This is a genomic window from Bacillus sp. TH30 (assembly GCF_016650875.1).
GTDB lineage: Bacteria > Bacillota > Bacilli > Bacillales > Bacillaceae_G > Bacillus_A > Bacillus_A mycoides.
In genome coordinates, this window is the sequence record NZ_JAEKEY010000002.1 from 2,767,482 (window position 1) to 2,784,472 (window position 16,991).

Genomic DNA, 16,991 nt, shown 5'->3' on the forward strand with positions numbered 1-16,991 from the left:
TCTTATTTTTGCTATACTAAACTGTACTATAATACAGGATGGAAGGAGGAGAATGATGAAAATACTTGTAGTAGATGATGAATCGAGTATTCGTAATTTGATTCGGATGCAGTTAGAGATGGAAGGGTATGAAGTATTGACGGCGGCTGATGGAAGAGAAGCTTTAGAGAGATGGAATGAGCAGCCGGATGTACTTATTTTAGATGTGATGCTTCCTGATACGGATGGGTATGAGTTGTTACGTTTATTCAGGGAGAAGGAGCGTGATATTCCGGTGCTTATGCTGACAGCGAAGAGTCAGATGAATGATAAGTTACTTGGTCTTCAGCTTGGAGCTGATGATTATGTGACGAAGCCTTTTAATTATGCGGAGCTCATTCTTCGGGTGAAGAATATGGCGCGGCGCGTGAAGAAGAAGGAGGTTCCTTTAAATCATGAGGTGATTGGGGCTGGTGATTTACTTATTTGTCCAAAGGAACGAAAGCTTCATGTGAGTGGACAGGAGATTCAGTTAACGTACCGAGAGTTTAATTTATGTCAGTTGTTTGTTTCGAATCCGCAGCGTGTATTCATGAGAGATGAGCTATTAGAGAAGGTATGGGGGTTTGAGTATATCGGAAATACGAGAGCGGTTGATATTATGGTGCAAAGGCTTCGAAAGAAACTCGGCGCGAGCGGGGAGTATATTAAGACAATTTATGGTGTGGGATATAAGCTTGATTGCTAAAAGGTGATGATATGTCTTTAAAACGAAATATGGTGTTTGGAATAGTTGGGTTGTTGATTCCAATTCTTGTTCTTTTGTATGCGGTTGTTTATATTGCACTGGAGAAGAATGTGTATCATAATGCGGCAGATTCCTTAGAAAAGTTAAGTGTGGAAGCGCAAATCTATACGATGAATTATTTAGAGAAGGAAGCAGAAGTTGAGACGCTAGGGCCTAATTCGCTTTTAATTGCTTCGTATTTAGCAAAGCGAATGGATGTCCGAGTGCAGATGATTGGGAAGAATGGAGATGTTGTTGCAGATACACAAAAAGGAGCGTTACTTCATCGGAATATTGACATTGAGAGTTCTTTGAAGGGAAAGAAATCTTATGTTTTCGAGGAGGGAGACCCAGCTCCAATTCTTTTGTTTTCAAGTCCGGTTTATTATGGAAACGATGTCATTGGAAGTATTCGTTTTATAAATGAGTTAACGGATGAGAAGGAAGTTTTAACAAATGTAAGTTGGACGTTTTTAATGACGTCGCTTTGTTTAGTAGCTGCTGGTATTTTCTTTGCGATTCGTTTGGCGAAGTCTCTTCATAAACCAATTGATCAGTTAAGGCAAATGGCATATCGGCTTGCGAATGGAGATTATGAAAGTAAGATTGAGCTGAATGAGTATGTGGAAATTGCGCAGCTTTCAGCGTCCTTTAATGCGATGGCTAATGGGATTGAACTGCATATTAAGCAGCTGAAGGAAGAGAAAGAGAAACAGAAAGATTTCTTGGACCGCATTACGCATGAGCTGAAAACACCGCTTACGGCAATTATCGGTTATGTGGATTTAATTCCGAAGTTACAGTCGAAGGAGGATGTGCAGGAGAGCCTCCGTTATGTGTCTGTAGAAAGTGAGCGTCTATTATCACTTGTAGAGGAATTACTTAAGTCTTCAAAGTACGGGAAGAGTACGTTTGAAGTATCACCTACAGTCGTGAATATTAAAGAATTGGCAGAAGAAGCGGTTTCGATTGTGAAACTCAGGTTGCAGCAGTTTGAAATTGAAGTTATGAATGAGTTAACAGAAGTACACGTCGTTGCGGATTTTGATAAGACGAAGCAAATTTTCTTGAATGTGCTTGATAATGCGATTAAATATAGTGATGCTACGCAAGTTCGTATGAATGTAATTATAAATGAGCAGGAAGCGAAAGTTTTTGTTCATGATGATGGTATTGGTATGGATGAAGGTGTGCTTGCAGAATGGAATGAGTCTCCGGAAGGTAAGGTGCTTCCTTCAAGTTACGGGAATGGCTATGGCTTATACATTTGTCAGGAGATTATGAAGAAGCAAGGCGGAAGTATGCGAATTGAGAGTAGTGAAGAGATGGGGACTACAATATGCATTACATTTTTACTTCCGAGACGGATGGAAGACATAAAAAACTTGAAAGCGGTTAAATGATACATTTATGAAACAATTATGCGGTATTTTCGAAACAACGTTTTTTTATCTTGGAGGTAGGCAGAAATGAAAAGGCTATCATTTCAAATTCTTATGTTTGTCTTTTGTATGATCGTTTCTCTTATTTTGTTTTATGTTATTGAGAAGCAAATATATAATCGAATCACAATTGTGGATGACAAACAAGCCGTTTTACAAAGAGTGAATGAATCCCTTCCTACTGAAGTGAAAGTAAGGCATGAGAAGTGGGGAGAAATTGTTGTAACGGATGAAGTTCGTTTGCATACGATTGTTTCATTCTTTGACCGAATTCGAATAGAACCGAGAGAAGCGAGGAATCAAGAACAAGTATTTACTGGAGAAGTAACGTACTTGAATGGACATAAACGTACTTTTGCAGTAGGTGACTTGTTCCAGTACGAGGCTAATGTATACGGAAAGAATGGCACGGATCCGATGATCTCAGCATTTCAAACGTATTTGTTAAGTCTGTATTATACACCAGAGCGCATTAGTAATTTCTTTGCGGAGGCAAAGGAAGTTGTAGTGAGGCAAGGGGATGTAATACGTACTATAGATCTTACGCAAATATTTGATTCTATTCGATACGCAAAGCAAATTACAGATTACGGAGAAATTCAGAAATTATTACAATCACAGAATGAGCCGATTGCTTATATTACTGCCTATAAAACAGGCAAACGTGTAAAGAATGAGCGGGAGGATATTCTAACTATTTCTGTGTATCCATCGTACTTTGTTGTGCAATATCTCGGTGATAATAACGGGAATGTCATGTATATGAAGGGCTCCCTAGCAGAATTCCTTGTAAAGGAGAGTGTGTCATGAGAAAGATAGCCTTTTTCTTCTTTTTGCTAGTAATCGGAGGAGCGATGTCTAGTTGCTCTCGAGATACAACCTCTATTAAATATAATAAAAGTGGTCTCCCTATTTTGGATGATCGTCATCTCGTTGCGTATGTAGCGGCCCGCGAGGAAGTTGGTGAAGCTTTGCTTTCGTCATTTTGTAAACAACGCGGGTGTACATATGAATTTATTCGTCTATCGACAGAAGAACTTCTTCGGAGAGTAGAAGAGGAAGCTGGAAATCCGAAGGCGGATATTATTATTGGCGGTACAGTAGATGCGCATCAAATGATGAAGCAAAAGAACCTTTCTATTCCTGTTACGAACCAGCATGCGAATCGTATTTCAAAGACTGTTAAAGATAAAGATGGTTATTGGTACGGTTATGAAGTGGAGAAACTGGCAATTGCGATTAACAAAGAGCGGTGGAATGAAGAAATAGCGCCGCTCGGTCTTCCCTATCCATCAAGGTGGCAAGATTTATTAGATCCGGTATATACGGGTAAGATTGCAATGCCTGATCCAAATGTTTCCGGCACAGCATATACTTTGTTTCAAGCACTTATTGATACTTTAGGTGAAGAAGAAGCGAAAGAGTATGTTAAGAATCTTGCAAGGCAAGTTGGTGAAGTAACGGTGAATGGTTATATGCCCGCAGAACTGGTTGCGAGCGGTGAATATATGATAGGCATCAATTTTGCGGGAGATCAGAGAATGCTTCAGAAACAAGGCTTTCCTATTGTAAGTAATGAACCTGAGCAAACAGGCTTATCTGTTAATGCGATTTCGAAACTGAAGCGTGCACCGAGTGGTTTTATAGCGGACTTATTTATTGATTATTGTTTATCAGAAGAAGCGGGGCACATTTTAGAAAAAGTTTCGTTTGGCGTACCAACGATGTTTGCGAAGAATCAGAAAGAGATAGAAGGTCAGCCGGTTAGAAGGACGAACAAAAATATATCAAATAGTGGAATAATCGAGATATGGAATAGACAGCGTCTCTCTCAGCAGTGAGAAAAGGAGACGAAAGAATATGTTTAAATGGCTTAAGCCAGCACCTGCAATTGAGAGATTACCAGTGGATATGATCGCTAAAGTATATACATTACTGCGTATTCGTGTACTAATTGGAATTTCAGTTGGATATGCTGCTTATTATTTAGTGCGCAGTAACTTTACGTTATCAAGTACGTATTTAGTACAAGAATATGGTTTTAGTACAGCTCAAATTGGATTACTAGGTTCAGTAATGGCAATTGTTTATGGATTTAGTAAGTTCTTTATGGGGAATTTATCAGATAAAGCTTTCGCCCAGCGCTTTATCGCAGTCGGATTATTTTTATCAGGGCTTGTAAATATTTGCTTCGGGTTTGCAAATTCATTTGGGATGATTGTTACATTACTTGTCCTGAACGGTATTGTACAAGGTATGGGAGCACCACCTTGTAGTATTGTTATGACGAAATGGTTCTCGAAGAAAGAACGTGGTACGAAAACAGGTATTTGGAATATTTCACATAACGTTGGCGGAATGCTAGTGCCGCCCCTTGTCGGAATTGGTGTAGGTATTTTCGGTGAAAACCATTGGCAAGGCGGCGTATTTATTTTCCCAGCAATTATCGCAATGGTAATTTCAGTTCTTGTTTGGATTAATGCGAAGGATACACCAGAATCTGAAGGTCTTCCTCCAATTGATGAGTATCGTAATGACTATGAAAATCTTGAAAAAGCAGATAATGCTAACAAGATGTCACCAAAAGAAATTTTAATGAAATATGTAGTGAAAAATAAGTTCGTTTGGTATTTATGTATTGCGAATGCATTTGTCTACTTAATTCGTTTCGGTGTTATTAACTGGGTTCCGCTTTATTTAACGACAGTTAAAGGTTTTTCAAAAACAGAAGCGCATGCTGCATACGCGATTTTTGAAGGTATGGCAATTCCAAGTTCATTAATCGTTGGTCTTTTAAGTGATAAGTTATTTAAAGGAAAACGTATGCCGTTATGTATTATGAGTATGGCCGGAGTTGTTATTGGTACGGTTGTATATTGGCAAGCATCTAGCGTACTTGTTGTAAGTATTGCAGTTTCTATTATCGGTTGTTTAATTTACGTACCACAGTTTTTAATCGGTTTAAGTGCGATGGAATTAGTACCGAAATTTGCAGTAGGTACAACAGTTGGTATGTGTGGTCTGTTCGGTTATGTAGGTGGAAGTCTTGTAGCAAACGCAGCAATTGGTGTTATTGTTGATCGTTCTGGCTGGGATGGCTGCTTCATCTTACTATTAGCAGGCGGTATTTTATCAACAGTATTCTTATTTATCGTTCAACGTGGACATGAGAGAAAAGGTCCTAAAGTGGCGTAATAGTTTATTCAGAAAAGCGATCCAATCATTATTTTGGATCGCTTTTTTTATATAAGGAAACCTTTCCTTAAAACTATCTTAAAAGATAGAATGTCATATTTCTAATCATTGGTATTTTTGTTACAATATAAATGATTGTGTAAAACTTTGTAAAATGAGTGTAACAATGTAAGTGGGGTTATAAATTTCAGAAAGTTTTATACAATTGAATATCTATTAAACTATTAAGATATAAAAGGAGAGAGAATATGTTACCTAATACGGTTCGTACTCCAAACAAGAAGAAGAAATGGATTATTATCGGAGTTATTGCACTAATTGTTATTGTAGCAGCAGTTAATATTTTTGTTATGCAAGGTAAGAAGAAAGGTACGGCTAATACAGATGCTGTAAGTTTTGAGAAAGTGACAGAGCGAAAGCTTAATAATACGAAGTTAATTTCTGGTCAAGTGAAGCCAGGAAATATTGAAAGTTTCTATGCGGATCCGACTAAAGGAAAAGTGAAAGATATTGCAGTGAAAGAAGGACAAGAGGTAGAAAAAGGAACGAAACTATTCTCTTATGATAATGAAGAAATTAATCTTCAAATGAAGCAAGCTGATCTTGATCAGAAGATGGCTGATATGCGTTACGATCAAGGGAAAAAGAAGATTGATTCATTGAAGAAAGAAATTAAGAAGGTAAAAGATAGTGGGGCTGGGAAAGAAGTAACAGACCCGATGGAAGAGCAAGTAAGTGAGTTAGAAATGGCACAAAAGACAACTGACCTTGAGAAAGAAAAAGGGAAGTTACAAAAAGAAGAGTTAAGTAAAAAACAGAAAGAACTTACGATTTATAGTAATTTTACTGGTGTTGTACAGAAGTTAGATAAGGATGCAGCGCAAAGTTCATCTCAGGCATTAGGTGGTCAAGGGAAAGCATTTTTACAAGTTGCTTCTAAAGACCCGTTCCAGGTTCAAGGGACTTTAACAGAGCTTCAAAAGTCACAAATTCAAAAAGATCAAACGTTCACTGTAACTGCGAAAGCAAATAATAAGAAGAAGTGGACAGGTAAGATTACGGAAGTAAGTGAATTCCCAACGAGTGCAGAGATGGCTCAAGCTGCTGGTGAGGGAACTCAAAATATGTCTCAATATACATATAAAGCAAGTCTTGATAGCCAAGATGGTTTATCTCCAGGTTATCACGTTTCTCTGCAAGTAAATTTAGAGAATAAGACGATGATTGCTGTTCCAAGTAAGAGCATTGTAGAAAAAGGCGAAGATGCATTTGTTTATATCGAAGACAAAGGAAAGCTTCGTAAACAAAATGTGAAAAAAGGTACTACTGATGGAGATTGGACAGAGATTGTTGAAGGCGCAACAGTGGGGCAAAAGGTGGTTAAAAATCCTTCCGACAACGTGTATGACGGAATGGAAGTGAAAGAGAAATGATTACGTTAAATAATATTGCTAAAACATATTATCAAGGAAAATTGGCAGTGCCGATTTTACATGGTATTAGTTTAACAATTCAAAGCGGTGAGTTCGTTTCTATTATGGGACCGTCTGGTTCTGGTAAATCAACGCTTATGAATATTATCGGTTGTTTAGATCGTCCAACAGAAGGTGAATATATGTTGAATGATGTGAATATCTTAACAGCAGACGAGTCAAAACTAGCTTTAATTCGTAATGAATATATCGGCTTTGTGTTCCAGCACTTTAATTTGCTGCCGCGTCTTTCCGCAGTGGAAAACGTTGAACTTCCGCTCATCTATGGTGGGGTGAAGAAAGCAGAGCGTCGTCAGAGAGCCCTTGAAGCGCTTGGAAAAGTTGGATTATCAGATAGAGTCCATCATTTACCTAGTGAGTTATCAGGTGGACAGAAGCAACGTGTAGCGATTGCGAGATCGATTGCAAATAATCCAACGTTCATTATGGCCGATGAGCCGACAGGTGCACTTGATACGAAGTCTGGTGCACAAGTTATGGATATTTTCACGAAGCTAAATGCAGAAGGTACGACGATTGTTATGGTTACGCATGAAGAAGAGGTAGCGGCGTATTCTTCCCGCCGCATTGTACTGCGAGATGGGAAAGTTACAGAAGATAGAAGGTGTGCAGTATGAGTTTACTAGATAGTATGAAAATTGCCTTATCGTCTATTTTGGCTCATAAACTACGCTCAGCTTTGACGATGCTAGGGATTATTATCGGTGTGGGCTCTATTATTACCGTCGTTGCGATTGGGCAAGGCGGGGAAGCTGCACTGAAATCCCAATTTGTTGGATCAGGTAATCAAACGGTACCGATTCATTATAGTGCCGATATGAATGATCCTTTTGGTATGGCGATGGTAGAAGCACCGAAGATAACTGAAGAAGATATTTTTGAAATTAAAAAAATTCCAGATATCGCACATGTTGTAACAACAAATTCAAGTATGGAACCAATTGATATTGAAGATAAAATAGAAATGGTGAATATTACTGGATTAGACAGTGAGTATTTTTCAGTAAATAAAGTAAAGTTGTTAAAGGGACGTTCTTTACAAGAATCAGATGTGGATCAAGGTAATAATGTTGTCATGATTAGTAAACAAATGGAAGATAAGGTATTTAAGGATGCCAATCCAGTCGGTAAAATTATTGAAATGAAGGGGCAACCGATGCAAATTATCGGTGTCTACAAATCAGATAACGAGTTTATGGGAATGGGACCGTCAGAAGCACTAGTTCCGATTTCATTATGGCCGACACTGTATGGAAAAGATGAAATTCAAAATATTTCTGTTCAAGCGAAAAATGTAGATAATTTAGAAAAAGCAGGTAAAAAAGCTGCTGATGTCTTAAACAGTCGTAAACCGACTGATGCAACTGGTAAATACGAAGTTATGAATTTAAAAGAACTTCAAGAAGGTATTTCAAAGATGACCGGTATTATGACAATGATTATTGGTGGTATCGCTGGTATTTCATTAGTCGTTGGTGGTATTGGTGTTATGAACATTATGCTCGTATCTGTAACGGAGCGTACGCGTGAAATTGGAGTACGTAAAGCACTTGGAGCGACGCGTAGTAAAATTTTATTACAGTTTTTAATTGAAGCAGTTATGTTAACGCTTCTAGGTGGTTTAATCGGAATTGGTCTTGGGTATGGCGGGGCATATATCGTTTCCACATTTGCGAAGTGGCCACCGCTCGTTTCATGGGAAGTTGTCGTTGGGGGCGTATTGTTCTCTATGACACTAGGTATTATCTTCGGATTAATTCCAGCGAACAAAGCTGCGAAATTAGATCCAATTGAAGCACTTCGTTATGAGTAATTTACTAGTGTAGTAGAGAAAGTTTCTCTCTACTACACATTACCGTTCTAGTGGGCGGTTCGTATCCTCTTGCATGAGGATGTGAACCGCCCGTTAGAACGGGTTATATAAATAGAAGGAGGCGTTATGATGGAAGCGAATTTGAATACGCAAAAAGTTGGTGGAGAGAAGCCGTCATTATTTGGAATGATTACTTCTCCTGGCGTGCAGTTTGAGAGAATGAAGACGAGTAATGCGGTATGGGGTGCATTTTGGATACTTGTTTTATTAGGTGGACTTGTTGCAGGCCTTGCTGCTTATGTGTACTCCCTAACCCCTGAGGCGATTAAGATGAATAAGGATTTGGGTATTAGCGTTACACCTATAATGTCGTTTGGTACGGGTGCAGTATTTGGTGCTATTGGTATGGCGATTAGTTTCTTTATTAGTGCAGCAGTGTATAAAATATTTATGATGTTAATGAGCAATGATACTTCTTATAAGAAATTATTAACAATCAGTGTGTACTCAAGCATTATTTCATTACTTGGTTTATTAATAAACACAGTTTTAGCACTTGTTTTAGGCGGGTCAGGACAAGAAATGTATACTGGTTTAGGACCGATTTTCGCTTCAAGTGGTGGTGTTGCAAAAGGTATTGCAAATAATATTGAAGTGTTCACAATTTGGGGATTTGTTATTACATGGTTAGGTCTTCAAATTACGGCTGGTTTAAGTAAAAAGAAAGCAACAATTCTTATGGTTGTCTTCTTTATCTTAACTATTGGATTTGGTGCGGTAAAAGGTATGTTCCAATAATAAAATAAAAAAGGTGACTCTTCCTAGAGTCACCTTTTTTATTTTTACTCCTATTTCAAATACCTCAAATAGAATTTCAAATACGGCCTAGTGTAATTTCAAATTACGGCAGCAGTATTTGAAATTACCCACAATGAAATTTCTTTTCTCATTTTATATTGTAGAGGTACCGCGGAATACTGAAGAGGTATACCTTTTAGAAACGGGCACTGTGTGAAGCCAGCGACTTTTGCAGATACGGTTGTTTTGTATGAAGGTATGATTGTAAATCAAATAAAGAGGTTAAATATTTACCAGGATTATGAAGAGTATTATCAATGTGGTTTAATTGGTCTTTGGCATGCTTATGAAAGGTATGAGGAGGAGAAAGGTAGTTTCCCTGCTTATGCTGTCGTAACAGTACGTGGTTATATATTGGAGAGGTTGAAGAAAGAATGCGTAGTGCAAGAGCGCTATGTATGCACGGACGAGTATGAGGAACGATTTGAGTGTGAAGATGCTGGAACGAGGGCGAAGGATTTTATGAGTGTGTTAGATGAGAGGGAGAAGCATATTATTTCAGAGCGATTTTTTACAGGGAAAAATATGGGAGAGATAGCTTCTGAAATGGGGATGACGTACTATCAAGTGAGATGGGTATATCGACAAGCACTTGAGAAAATGAGAGATAGTGTAAGGGGATAAGAATAATAAGTAGAATGGAAGGCAAAGGAAATATTGCGTTCCATTCTATTTACTTTAAGGCAGTAAATGTGGCAAGAGGTTTTTTGAGTGTAATGAATCTTGCATGTTCATTCGGGATAATACATGTCCAGATTTGAAAAATTGTTGCTGTAACTTATGAGAACCTATTTGTATTGTTATGGTAGCTCCGTTAAAAAAATGAATGTTAGCTTTGTTAGTTTTTTTGGAAAACTCTATCTCATCTATATGGTTATAGAACAACCAAATGCAGCTTGGAGAAGAAGGAGATTCTGTTGGGAAAACGCAAATATATTCTTTGTGATTAATCGGAATTGGAACATTTTGTTTGAGCTTAAAGTTTATTTGGACTGCATGACGTCTACCTTGATAAGTAGAATGAACATGTGTTAGACAAGATTTCTTTATAAGTTGGATAGCTGTTTGGCAAGAGTACAGAGGGTTTCCGCTACTGTCGATAATTTTTGTCCGGTAATAAGGGTGTTTGCAAGGTTCGAGCATCATTGTAGAACTAGAAATAAAAATATCATTTTCATTATTCATGATTCTAAAATCCTCCCTTATAAGAATTGTTATTCTGAATATAATTATATACGAATTATGTAAAATTATTATTAATCTTCTGTTGTGTATTGTAAATTTTTACTGTTCGTTTACAATCAATAGATGATAGTCTTTCTAATTTGCATCGCTTGTACATATATATGAAAATAGAAAAGAGTAGGCGGTGATATAGCATGAAGAAAAAGTATATTATTATGGCTCTAGCTGTTGTTCTCTTAGTTTATTTAGCAAACAGTAATCCGAGTAAGGGAGAATATACGGATTGGGCAGCAAAACAATTTATGAAGCGTAATGATGTGAGTAAGAAGCTAGAAGAGGTTGAGAAAGAAAACAAAGAGGGTATACTTGGCGACTTAGCATCGGCGGGAAAGAAATTGGCAAATAAGTATGTTGAACCACAAGTTGGATTATTAATTGAGCATTATACAAAGCGAAATGATTATATTTTCTTCTCAACATATACGACAGAGTTTGATTTAGGCGGAGAGAATTATAAGTATGTTTGTGTTGGTTTTTCAAACATCTTTATTCCAATTGAAATGCCGAAGAAAAAAGACGAATCTGCAAAATAATGCAGATTCGTCTTTTTGATTTACGGAGTGATCTGAACTTCAGATACGTTTTTTTCTATGAGGCGAGCCCCTTTTTTACGAGTATTTTCACCAATTGATGAAAATACAGATGAAGAAAGAACGGTATCCATTACTTGATTTACGACTAGTTCATTTACTGGTGTGATGGGATTTTCGATAGAAAAGGCAACTGTTTTTCCATCTTCTTTCACGAAAATTAACTCTAGTACTTGCATGCTTTATTCCCTCCTTTTTAATTATAGATTAGAAAGATCTGACGTGCTTACAAGTTGTACAGCGTGAAGTGATGATTGTTGTAGTGAAGCAAGAGCACGTGCTACTTCATGTACCTTTCCTAAATCTGCATTTGTTTTTACACGTTTGAATTGCTTGTTCTTAAAAACTGTTTTACCGTTTTTGTCTAATCCTCCGTTTAATACAAGGCGTAAAGTTAAATCCATTACGATTGTTTCAACTGCCATGTTTATCACCCCCTTTCACTTTATAAATAGGTGGTAAATGTCATGTTTTGGCGTGAAATTTTTTGTTTTTTTTGTTACTCTTAAAAGACTAAGAGAGGAGTTTTCCGGAGAATGAATCGTAAATGGCTATTTTGGATTCCTGTATTACTATGGATGGGGATTATTTTCTATTCCTCAGCACAGCCATATAAAAAACAGGATATGCGCTCGGATATTGAGCAATATATAAATGTTGAGTTTGTGAAAGAGCATTTTTCATGGGTATCTATCGATTATGGGGGAGGTACACCTGTTAGTATCGCAAATAAAGGTGTAGGTGGATTTGTTGAGTTTTTCCTTCGTAAAGGTGCTCATTTTATGGTGTTCTTTATGCTCGGTTCATTGACGTATTATGCTTTTCATCGATCGGGTTATTCGAGAAAAAGGTGCTTTGCATACGCCCTCCTTTTCGTTGCGGGGTATGCAACATTTGATGAAATTCATCAATGGTTTACGGGAGACCGTACACCGATGTGGCAAGACTCATTGCTTGATACGTGCGGTGGGTTAACAGGAATTATAATAAGCAATTGGTTTTGGCATAGAAAAAGGAGCTAATCTCAGTTAGAGATTTGCTCCTTTTTCATTTATCCCGCTATTTGTGGGAATAGAAACATCCACCTTATCCCGCATTAACTGCCCGTAAAAGCCCGATTGGTGAAGGTTAATAATCAGTGGGGGATGAACAAAACCCCACTGATTAAAGTTTCACTTTATACGCCAAGTAATTCTTTTAGTTCGTCGGTTGATAGTTCGGTCATCCAACTATCGCTTGTAATGACGGCGTTGTTTAATGATTGTTTTCGTTCTAACATTTCATCAATCTTCTCTTCAAGTGTTCCCGTTGTAATAAGCTTATGAACGTGAACGAAGCGTTTTTGACCGATGCGATAAGCACGGTCTGTTGCTTGGTTTTCTACAGCTGGGTTCCACCAACGGTCATAGTGAATGACATGGTTGGCGGCAGTTAAGTTTAATCCTGTTCCGCCGGCCTTTAACGATAAGATGAAGATGTCATACGTTCCGTTTTGGAACTGCTCAATCATCTTGTCACGCTCTTTCTTCGGTACGCTCCCGTTTAAGAAGAGGACGCGCTGACCGAATGTTTCTTCTAACATACTTTTTAGCATGTTCCCCATGCCAATGTATTGAGTGAAGATTAAGCAACTTTCATTTTGGTCTTTTATATTTTCGATGAGCTCCATTACCGTTTTTGTTTTCATAGAGCGCTCGACGATATTTTGTGGTTCTTCTTCTTTCAAATAAAGGGCTGGGTGATTACAAATTTGTTTTAGCTTGTTCAGCATAAGTAATATAAATCCGCGTCTTTCAATTCCGCTTAATCCTTCTACATTTTGTAATGTATCTTGAACCAGTTGTTCATATAAGGAAGCTTGTTCGCCAGTTAGTGGACAATAAGCTTTCTGTTCTTGTTTATCTGGTAAGTTTAATGCGACCGTTTGATCTTTCTTCGTACGACGCAGTAAAAATGGCGAGATAAACCGCTGAACTTGCTGGATTTTTCCTTCATCGCGGTCCTTTTCAATCGGTGTGACGAAGCGGCGCTGGAATTGTCCTAAGCTTCCGAGATACCCATGATTGATAAAGTCGAAAATAGACCAAAGCTCAGCAAGTCGGTTTTCCATCGGTGTACCGGTTAAAGCAATTTTGTGATTTGCTTGTAGGTTTCTTACTGCTTTCGACTGTTTCGTATGTGGGTTTTTTATATTTTGTGCTTCGTCTAAAATAACAGCGTCCCAGCATAACGTACTAAGTTCTTCTTCATCAAGCTGAGCTAATGCATAAGAAGTTAATATAACATCTGTTGATTGAAGAAAATCTTTAAATGACTCATCCTTAGATCGGTTACTTCCATAGTGTAACTGAACACGTAAACTTGGTGCGAAACGCTCAAATTCTTTTTGCCAATTTCCAAGGACTGATGTTGGTGCCACAATTAATGCAGGACCTGTTTGGAGATTGTTTTCTTTAGCGTATAGTAAGTAAGTTATCGTTTGAATACTTTTTCCGAGCCCCATATCATCGGCTAATAATGCTCCAAATCCAAGCTTTCGTAAGTATAGTAACCACTCAACACCGTGTTGTTGATACGGGCGGAGTGTTGCTTGTAGCGAAGATGGTACATCTACGTTTGGAATATCTCCAATGTGCAGAAGTTTTTGGAAAAGCTCTTCGTAATATCCATCTAGTTCGATTTCAATATCGGTAAACGGACTATCGTCTTCTACAATTTCTGTTTCTGCCGTATTAGATAAATGTTGCTGCAACACATCTTTCATTTCAAGTCCATATTTATCGGCACGGTGCATTAGTTTTTTTACTTCTTCAATAAAGGCAGGATCAAGTCTCATCCATTGACCATTTAAATTGAAAAGACGTTTGTTTTGTTCAACGAGTTCGAAAAATTCGCTTTCTGATAAATCAATTCCGTCCGTTGAAATGCGCCAGTCGAAATTAACGAGCGTATTCATGCCGAAGAAAGACTGTGTTTGTGCTGTACTTTGCTTCAGCTGTACACGCAACCTCGGTTTGGTTGCTTTTAAATTTTGCCACCATGATGGTAGTAAAATTGTAATACCTGCTGCCAATAATTCATTACTTGCTTCGGTTAAGAAATTCCAAGCTTCCGTTTCAAAGAGTTCTTCTCGGAACTTGTCGTCCTCTTTTAGCCACGGTACGAGCTTACTGAATCCTTCTTGTGTTTCAAGGATACGTTCTTCGTAATCGTGCCATCGTTTTGGTAAGGAATCGATACTTTCATATACATATATGCGATGTGCACCACGTTTTGGTGTAACGATTGTTTCAAGCTTCCACATTTCAAGTTCTTCTTGCGGTTCTTGTAGTCTTAAGCCGACTGTAAATGGAAGATCATCTTCAATGTAACCAATTTTTCGAAGCCAATCTTCTTCATGTAGTGCTGCTTCCAATTGCCTTTTCGTAAAGTCGTAATGTTCGTATAGTCTCTTTGCATCTTCCCATCCGTCATTTGAGCGAGCATCTTGCAAAATACTTTCGTTCACAGCGGCAGAGAAAAGAGATGCTAACATGTCATCTTCAATTGAGGTATTCTGAACTTTCCAAGATGGCTGCTGAGACCAATGCTTCATATCAGGTGCGAAGCTGCCGCTGACGAAAGCGTCCCATAATTCACTTGCGTCCTTTGTAAGTGCCGTAATAGGACCGTTCATTTGCATATTTGCAAATGAATTCATCGGTTTATTTGCGATGTATTCAAATGCCTGTGCATTCGTTAACATAACGCCTTGTTTTCCCTCATACGTTGCTTCTTTTAAAAACGTTCCGTAGAAAGAAGTAGAGTGCCATGCGAATGCATTTTTTTTCCAAGTTGCTACGGATAAGAGCGTACCGCTATCATCTTCTCCCCAAAGGAACCAACCTTGACTAACGTGCTGGAGCCTAATTGTTACTTCAGTTTGTATGATCATCGATTAATTTTCCTCTCCGTAATTCCTCTTGTAGTGCACGCAGACGTGAATGTAAGTTAGCGATATGAATAATGAAAGCATCCCATTCATCAGTTCGCTTCAGTCGTTTATAAAGCATACGTAATTTCTTTAAGTAACGAACGGCACGTTTATATGATTTGCGATTTCGCTCTTCAATTGCTTCCATTGCGGCATGGTGATAAAGAGGAAGTGCTGCTTCGGGCGCTTCTTTTTCAATATCTTTCAATGGTTCTTTCAAAAGTTCGATTACTTCGAATCCATATAAGAGCTGAAGTTCCGTCCATGCATGGTATTGTTTCTTCGCAAGTACATATTGTTCATAATTTGTGAAACTATACGGTAATAGTTCTTGTAAAATCATTTCTAATCCGGCTTGTTCATTCGTATGCGTTGCATATGTCTCATACATCATCACAAATAATCGAACGATATCTTGTATGAAGACGGTATTTTCTTGTTCCGTTATCGTTTCTTTTACTTGTTTATAAGTAAAGGAAAGCCAATCTTTCCCGCGGTCCCACTCCATCGCACTTAATAACTCTTCTAACCAATAGAAGTAAAGGCTCACAACAGAAGAAGGCTGTTTTTCCAGTAATTCCATTGCCGATACATCTTCACCGTTTAAAAAGAGCAGGTGAGAAGATGCTAATGCTTTGGAAAGTGGATTGATTTTAGTATCGATTCGTTTTTTTTCTTCTTGTAGCTGCTCCTCTGTTCTTAACAGTTCACCCCATACGTGACGATAAATGAAGAATCGCTCTTGTGTATAGGCATCGGTAGAGAAGAATGATTCATGTATGAGCCGCGCTGTTTCTTCTAAAATCGGTTTGGATTCTGCTGGAATCGCCTCTGTTTTTAGGTCCCTAACGGTAGATTCAACTTTATCAACGAATAGGCGAACGACGTTAACTGGTTGGTGATAAGAATATAGTTTGTTTGCTTCAAATTCTTGAATTTCTTCTAATAATTTTTGAAAGCAATAAAGTGCCGCGTGCAACTTAAATAATTCATGAATAGCAACGATGCGCGGAGCTTTCCGTTCTAATTTTGTATAGAAGTCTGTAAAAAGACTCATAAGAAAATACATTTGTTTATAAGTGAGCCGCGCTTGTTCTTTTTTAAATGATTCATATTCATTTTCAAAGTATGTTTGCCAACTTTTATAATCCATTTCTTCAAAAGCTGATGATTGCAATACTTGTCGTGCAGTTCGAATAGGAGGAAGAGAAGGTTTTGTATTATTTTTGAATAAAGTTAATACATCTCCTACTTGCCCAAAACTAGAAGCTGCAGATAGTAACACAGCAAGCATATGCTGACATTGCGTTGGCGCGAAGCAATCGCAATAGCTTTCAGTGACATTACGAATCGGGATGTGAACGCTATATACACTGCCTTCAGCATTTACAGTTCCGGATAGCGTATAGCCATCAAAGTCAACGTTATAGACAACACCACTACGATATAGTTGCCGAGCTGTAGCGACATGCTCTTGATCAGCAACTTGCTGTGGATCAAGCCCTTGAACGAACTCATTCGCAATCATCATAATTTCATCTTTCGTAATTGAGTCTTGCAGCATAATATTCCTCCGTACACAGATTTCTTTCCTTTACCATTATAAACAAAAAATG

17 protein-coding genes are annotated in these 16,991 nt (G+C 38.0%); 12 read left to right on the forward strand and 5 right to left on the reverse strand.

Features of this window, described 5'->3' with window-relative positions:
• The first annotated feature begins 55 nt into the window (after positions 1 to 55).
• From JFU20_RS16280 to JFU20_RS16325, 10 genes are all read left to right on the forward strand, one after another.
• Positions 56 to 727 (forward strand): response regulator transcription factor, encoded by a 672-nt coding sequence (locus JFU20_RS16280; protein ID WP_002166430.1) that lies wholly within the window; start codon positions 56 to 58, stop codon positions 725 to 727.
• A gap of 11 nt (positions 728 to 738) precedes the next feature.
• Positions 739 to 2,169 carry a HAMP domain-containing sensor histidine kinase gene (locus tag JFU20_RS16285; RefSeq protein WP_201038742.1) on the forward strand — a complete coding sequence of 477 codons (1,431 nt, stop codon included), beginning with the start codon at positions 739 to 741 and terminating at the stop codon, positions 2,167 to 2,169.
• Positions 2,170 to 2,235: 66 nt separating this feature from the next.
• Entirely contained in the window at positions 2,236 to 3,018 is a 783-nt protein-coding gene (locus tag JFU20_RS16290) for a DUF3919 family protein (protein WP_002089688.1), read from the forward strand.
• On the forward strand, positions 3,015 to 4,049 hold the full coding sequence (locus JFU20_RS16295; protein WP_201038743.1) for an ABC transporter substrate-binding protein: 1,035 nt from the start codon (positions 3,015 to 3,017) through the stop codon (positions 4,047 to 4,049). The genes JFU20_RS16290 and JFU20_RS16295 overlap by 4 nt, the downstream gene beginning before the upstream one ends.
• A 19-nt stretch (positions 4,050 to 4,068) precedes the next feature.
• Positions 4,069 to 5,403 carry an MFS transporter gene (gene pgtP / locus JFU20_RS16300; protein ID WP_201038744.1) on the forward strand — a complete coding sequence of 445 codons (1,335 nt, stop codon included), beginning with the start codon at positions 4,069 to 4,071 and terminating at the stop codon, positions 5,401 to 5,403.
• 248 nt (positions 5,404 to 5,651) lie between these two features.
• Positions 5,652 to 6,836, forward strand: coding sequence for an efflux RND transporter periplasmic adaptor subunit (locus JFU20_RS16305; RefSeq protein ID WP_201038745.1), 1,185 nt, complete (start codon positions 5,652 to 5,654; stop codon positions 6,834 to 6,836).
• Entirely contained in the window at positions 6,833 to 7,513 is a 681-nt protein-coding gene (locus tag JFU20_RS16310; protein ID WP_002130002.1) for an ABC transporter ATP-binding protein, read from the forward strand. Before JFU20_RS16305 ends, JFU20_RS16310 begins: the two co-directional genes overlap by 4 nt.
• The gene (locus tag JFU20_RS16315) at positions 7,510 to 8,709 is read left to right on the forward strand and encodes an ABC transporter permease (RefSeq protein WP_201038746.1); all 1,200 of its coding nucleotides are present in this window, start codon (positions 7,510 to 7,512) and stop codon (positions 8,707 to 8,709) included. Before JFU20_RS16310 ends, JFU20_RS16315 begins: the two co-directional genes overlap by 4 nt.
• 129 nt (positions 8,710 to 8,838) lie before the next feature.
• Positions 8,839 to 9,507 carry a YknW family membrane protein gene (yknW, locus tag JFU20_RS16320; protein ID WP_201038747.1) on the forward strand — a complete coding sequence of 223 codons (669 nt, stop codon included), beginning with the start codon at positions 8,839 to 8,841 and terminating at the stop codon, positions 9,505 to 9,507.
• A gap of 213 nt (positions 9,508 to 9,720) precedes the next feature.
• Complete coding sequence (locus JFU20_RS16325) at positions 9,721 to 10,191, forward strand: sigma-70 family RNA polymerase sigma factor (protein ID WP_002089676.1); 471 nt, start codon at positions 9,721 to 9,723, stop codon at positions 10,189 to 10,191.
• Between the two features lie 54 nt (positions 10,192 to 10,245).
• On the opposite strand, the gene JFU20_RS16330 is transcribed toward JFU20_RS16325, so the two are convergent.
• Positions 10,246 to 10,752: a competence protein ComK gene (locus tag JFU20_RS16330; protein WP_201038748.1), complete on the reverse strand. Its 507-nt coding sequence runs from the start codon at positions 10,750 to 10,752 to the stop codon at positions 10,246 to 10,248.
• A gap of 194 nt (positions 10,753 to 10,946) precedes the next feature.
• On the opposite strand from JFU20_RS16330, the gene JFU20_RS16335 reads away from it, so the two are divergent.
• A complete protein-coding gene (locus JFU20_RS16335) occupies positions 10,947 to 11,345 on the forward strand; it encodes a DUF4359 domain-containing protein (protein ID WP_002016253.1) in 399 nt (132 codons plus the stop codon).
• Positions 11,346 to 11,365: 20 nt separating this feature from the next.
• Here the strand turns inward: JFU20_RS16335 and JFU20_RS16340 are convergent, their stop codons facing one another.
• On the reverse strand, positions 11,366 to 11,581 hold the full coding sequence (locus JFU20_RS16340; RefSeq protein WP_002016255.1) for a DUF2922 domain-containing protein: 216 nt from the start codon (positions 11,579 to 11,581) through the stop codon (positions 11,366 to 11,368).
• Positions 11,582 to 11,602: 21 nt separating this feature from the next.
• A complete protein-coding gene (locus tag JFU20_RS16345) occupies positions 11,603 to 11,827 on the reverse strand; it encodes a DUF1659 domain-containing protein (protein ID WP_002016256.1) in 225 nt (74 codons plus the stop codon).
• Positions 11,828 to 11,938: 111 nt separating this feature from the next.
• On the opposite strand from JFU20_RS16345, the gene JFU20_RS16350 reads away from it, so the two are divergent.
• Positions 11,939 to 12,424 carry a VanZ family protein gene (locus JFU20_RS16350; RefSeq protein WP_002068432.1) on the forward strand — a complete coding sequence of 162 codons (486 nt, stop codon included), beginning with the start codon at positions 11,939 to 11,941 and terminating at the stop codon, positions 12,422 to 12,424.
• A gap of 155 nt (positions 12,425 to 12,579) precedes the next feature.
• On the opposite strand, the gene JFU20_RS16355 is transcribed toward JFU20_RS16350, so the two are convergent.
• Together JFU20_RS16355 and JFU20_RS16360 are read right to left on the reverse strand one after the other, a co-directional pair.
• Positions 12,580 to 15,336, reverse strand: coding sequence for a DEAD/DEAH box helicase (locus JFU20_RS16355; RefSeq protein WP_193652159.1), 2,757 nt, complete (start codon positions 15,334 to 15,336; stop codon positions 12,580 to 12,582).
• The gene (locus tag JFU20_RS16360) at positions 15,320 to 16,939 is read right to left on the reverse strand and encodes an SWIM zinc finger family protein (RefSeq protein WP_201038749.1); all 1,620 of its coding nucleotides are present in this window, start codon (positions 16,937 to 16,939) and stop codon (positions 15,320 to 15,322) included. The genes JFU20_RS16355 and JFU20_RS16360 overlap by 17 nt, the downstream gene beginning before the upstream one ends.
• Between the last annotated feature and the right edge of the window lie 52 nt (positions 16,940 to 16,991).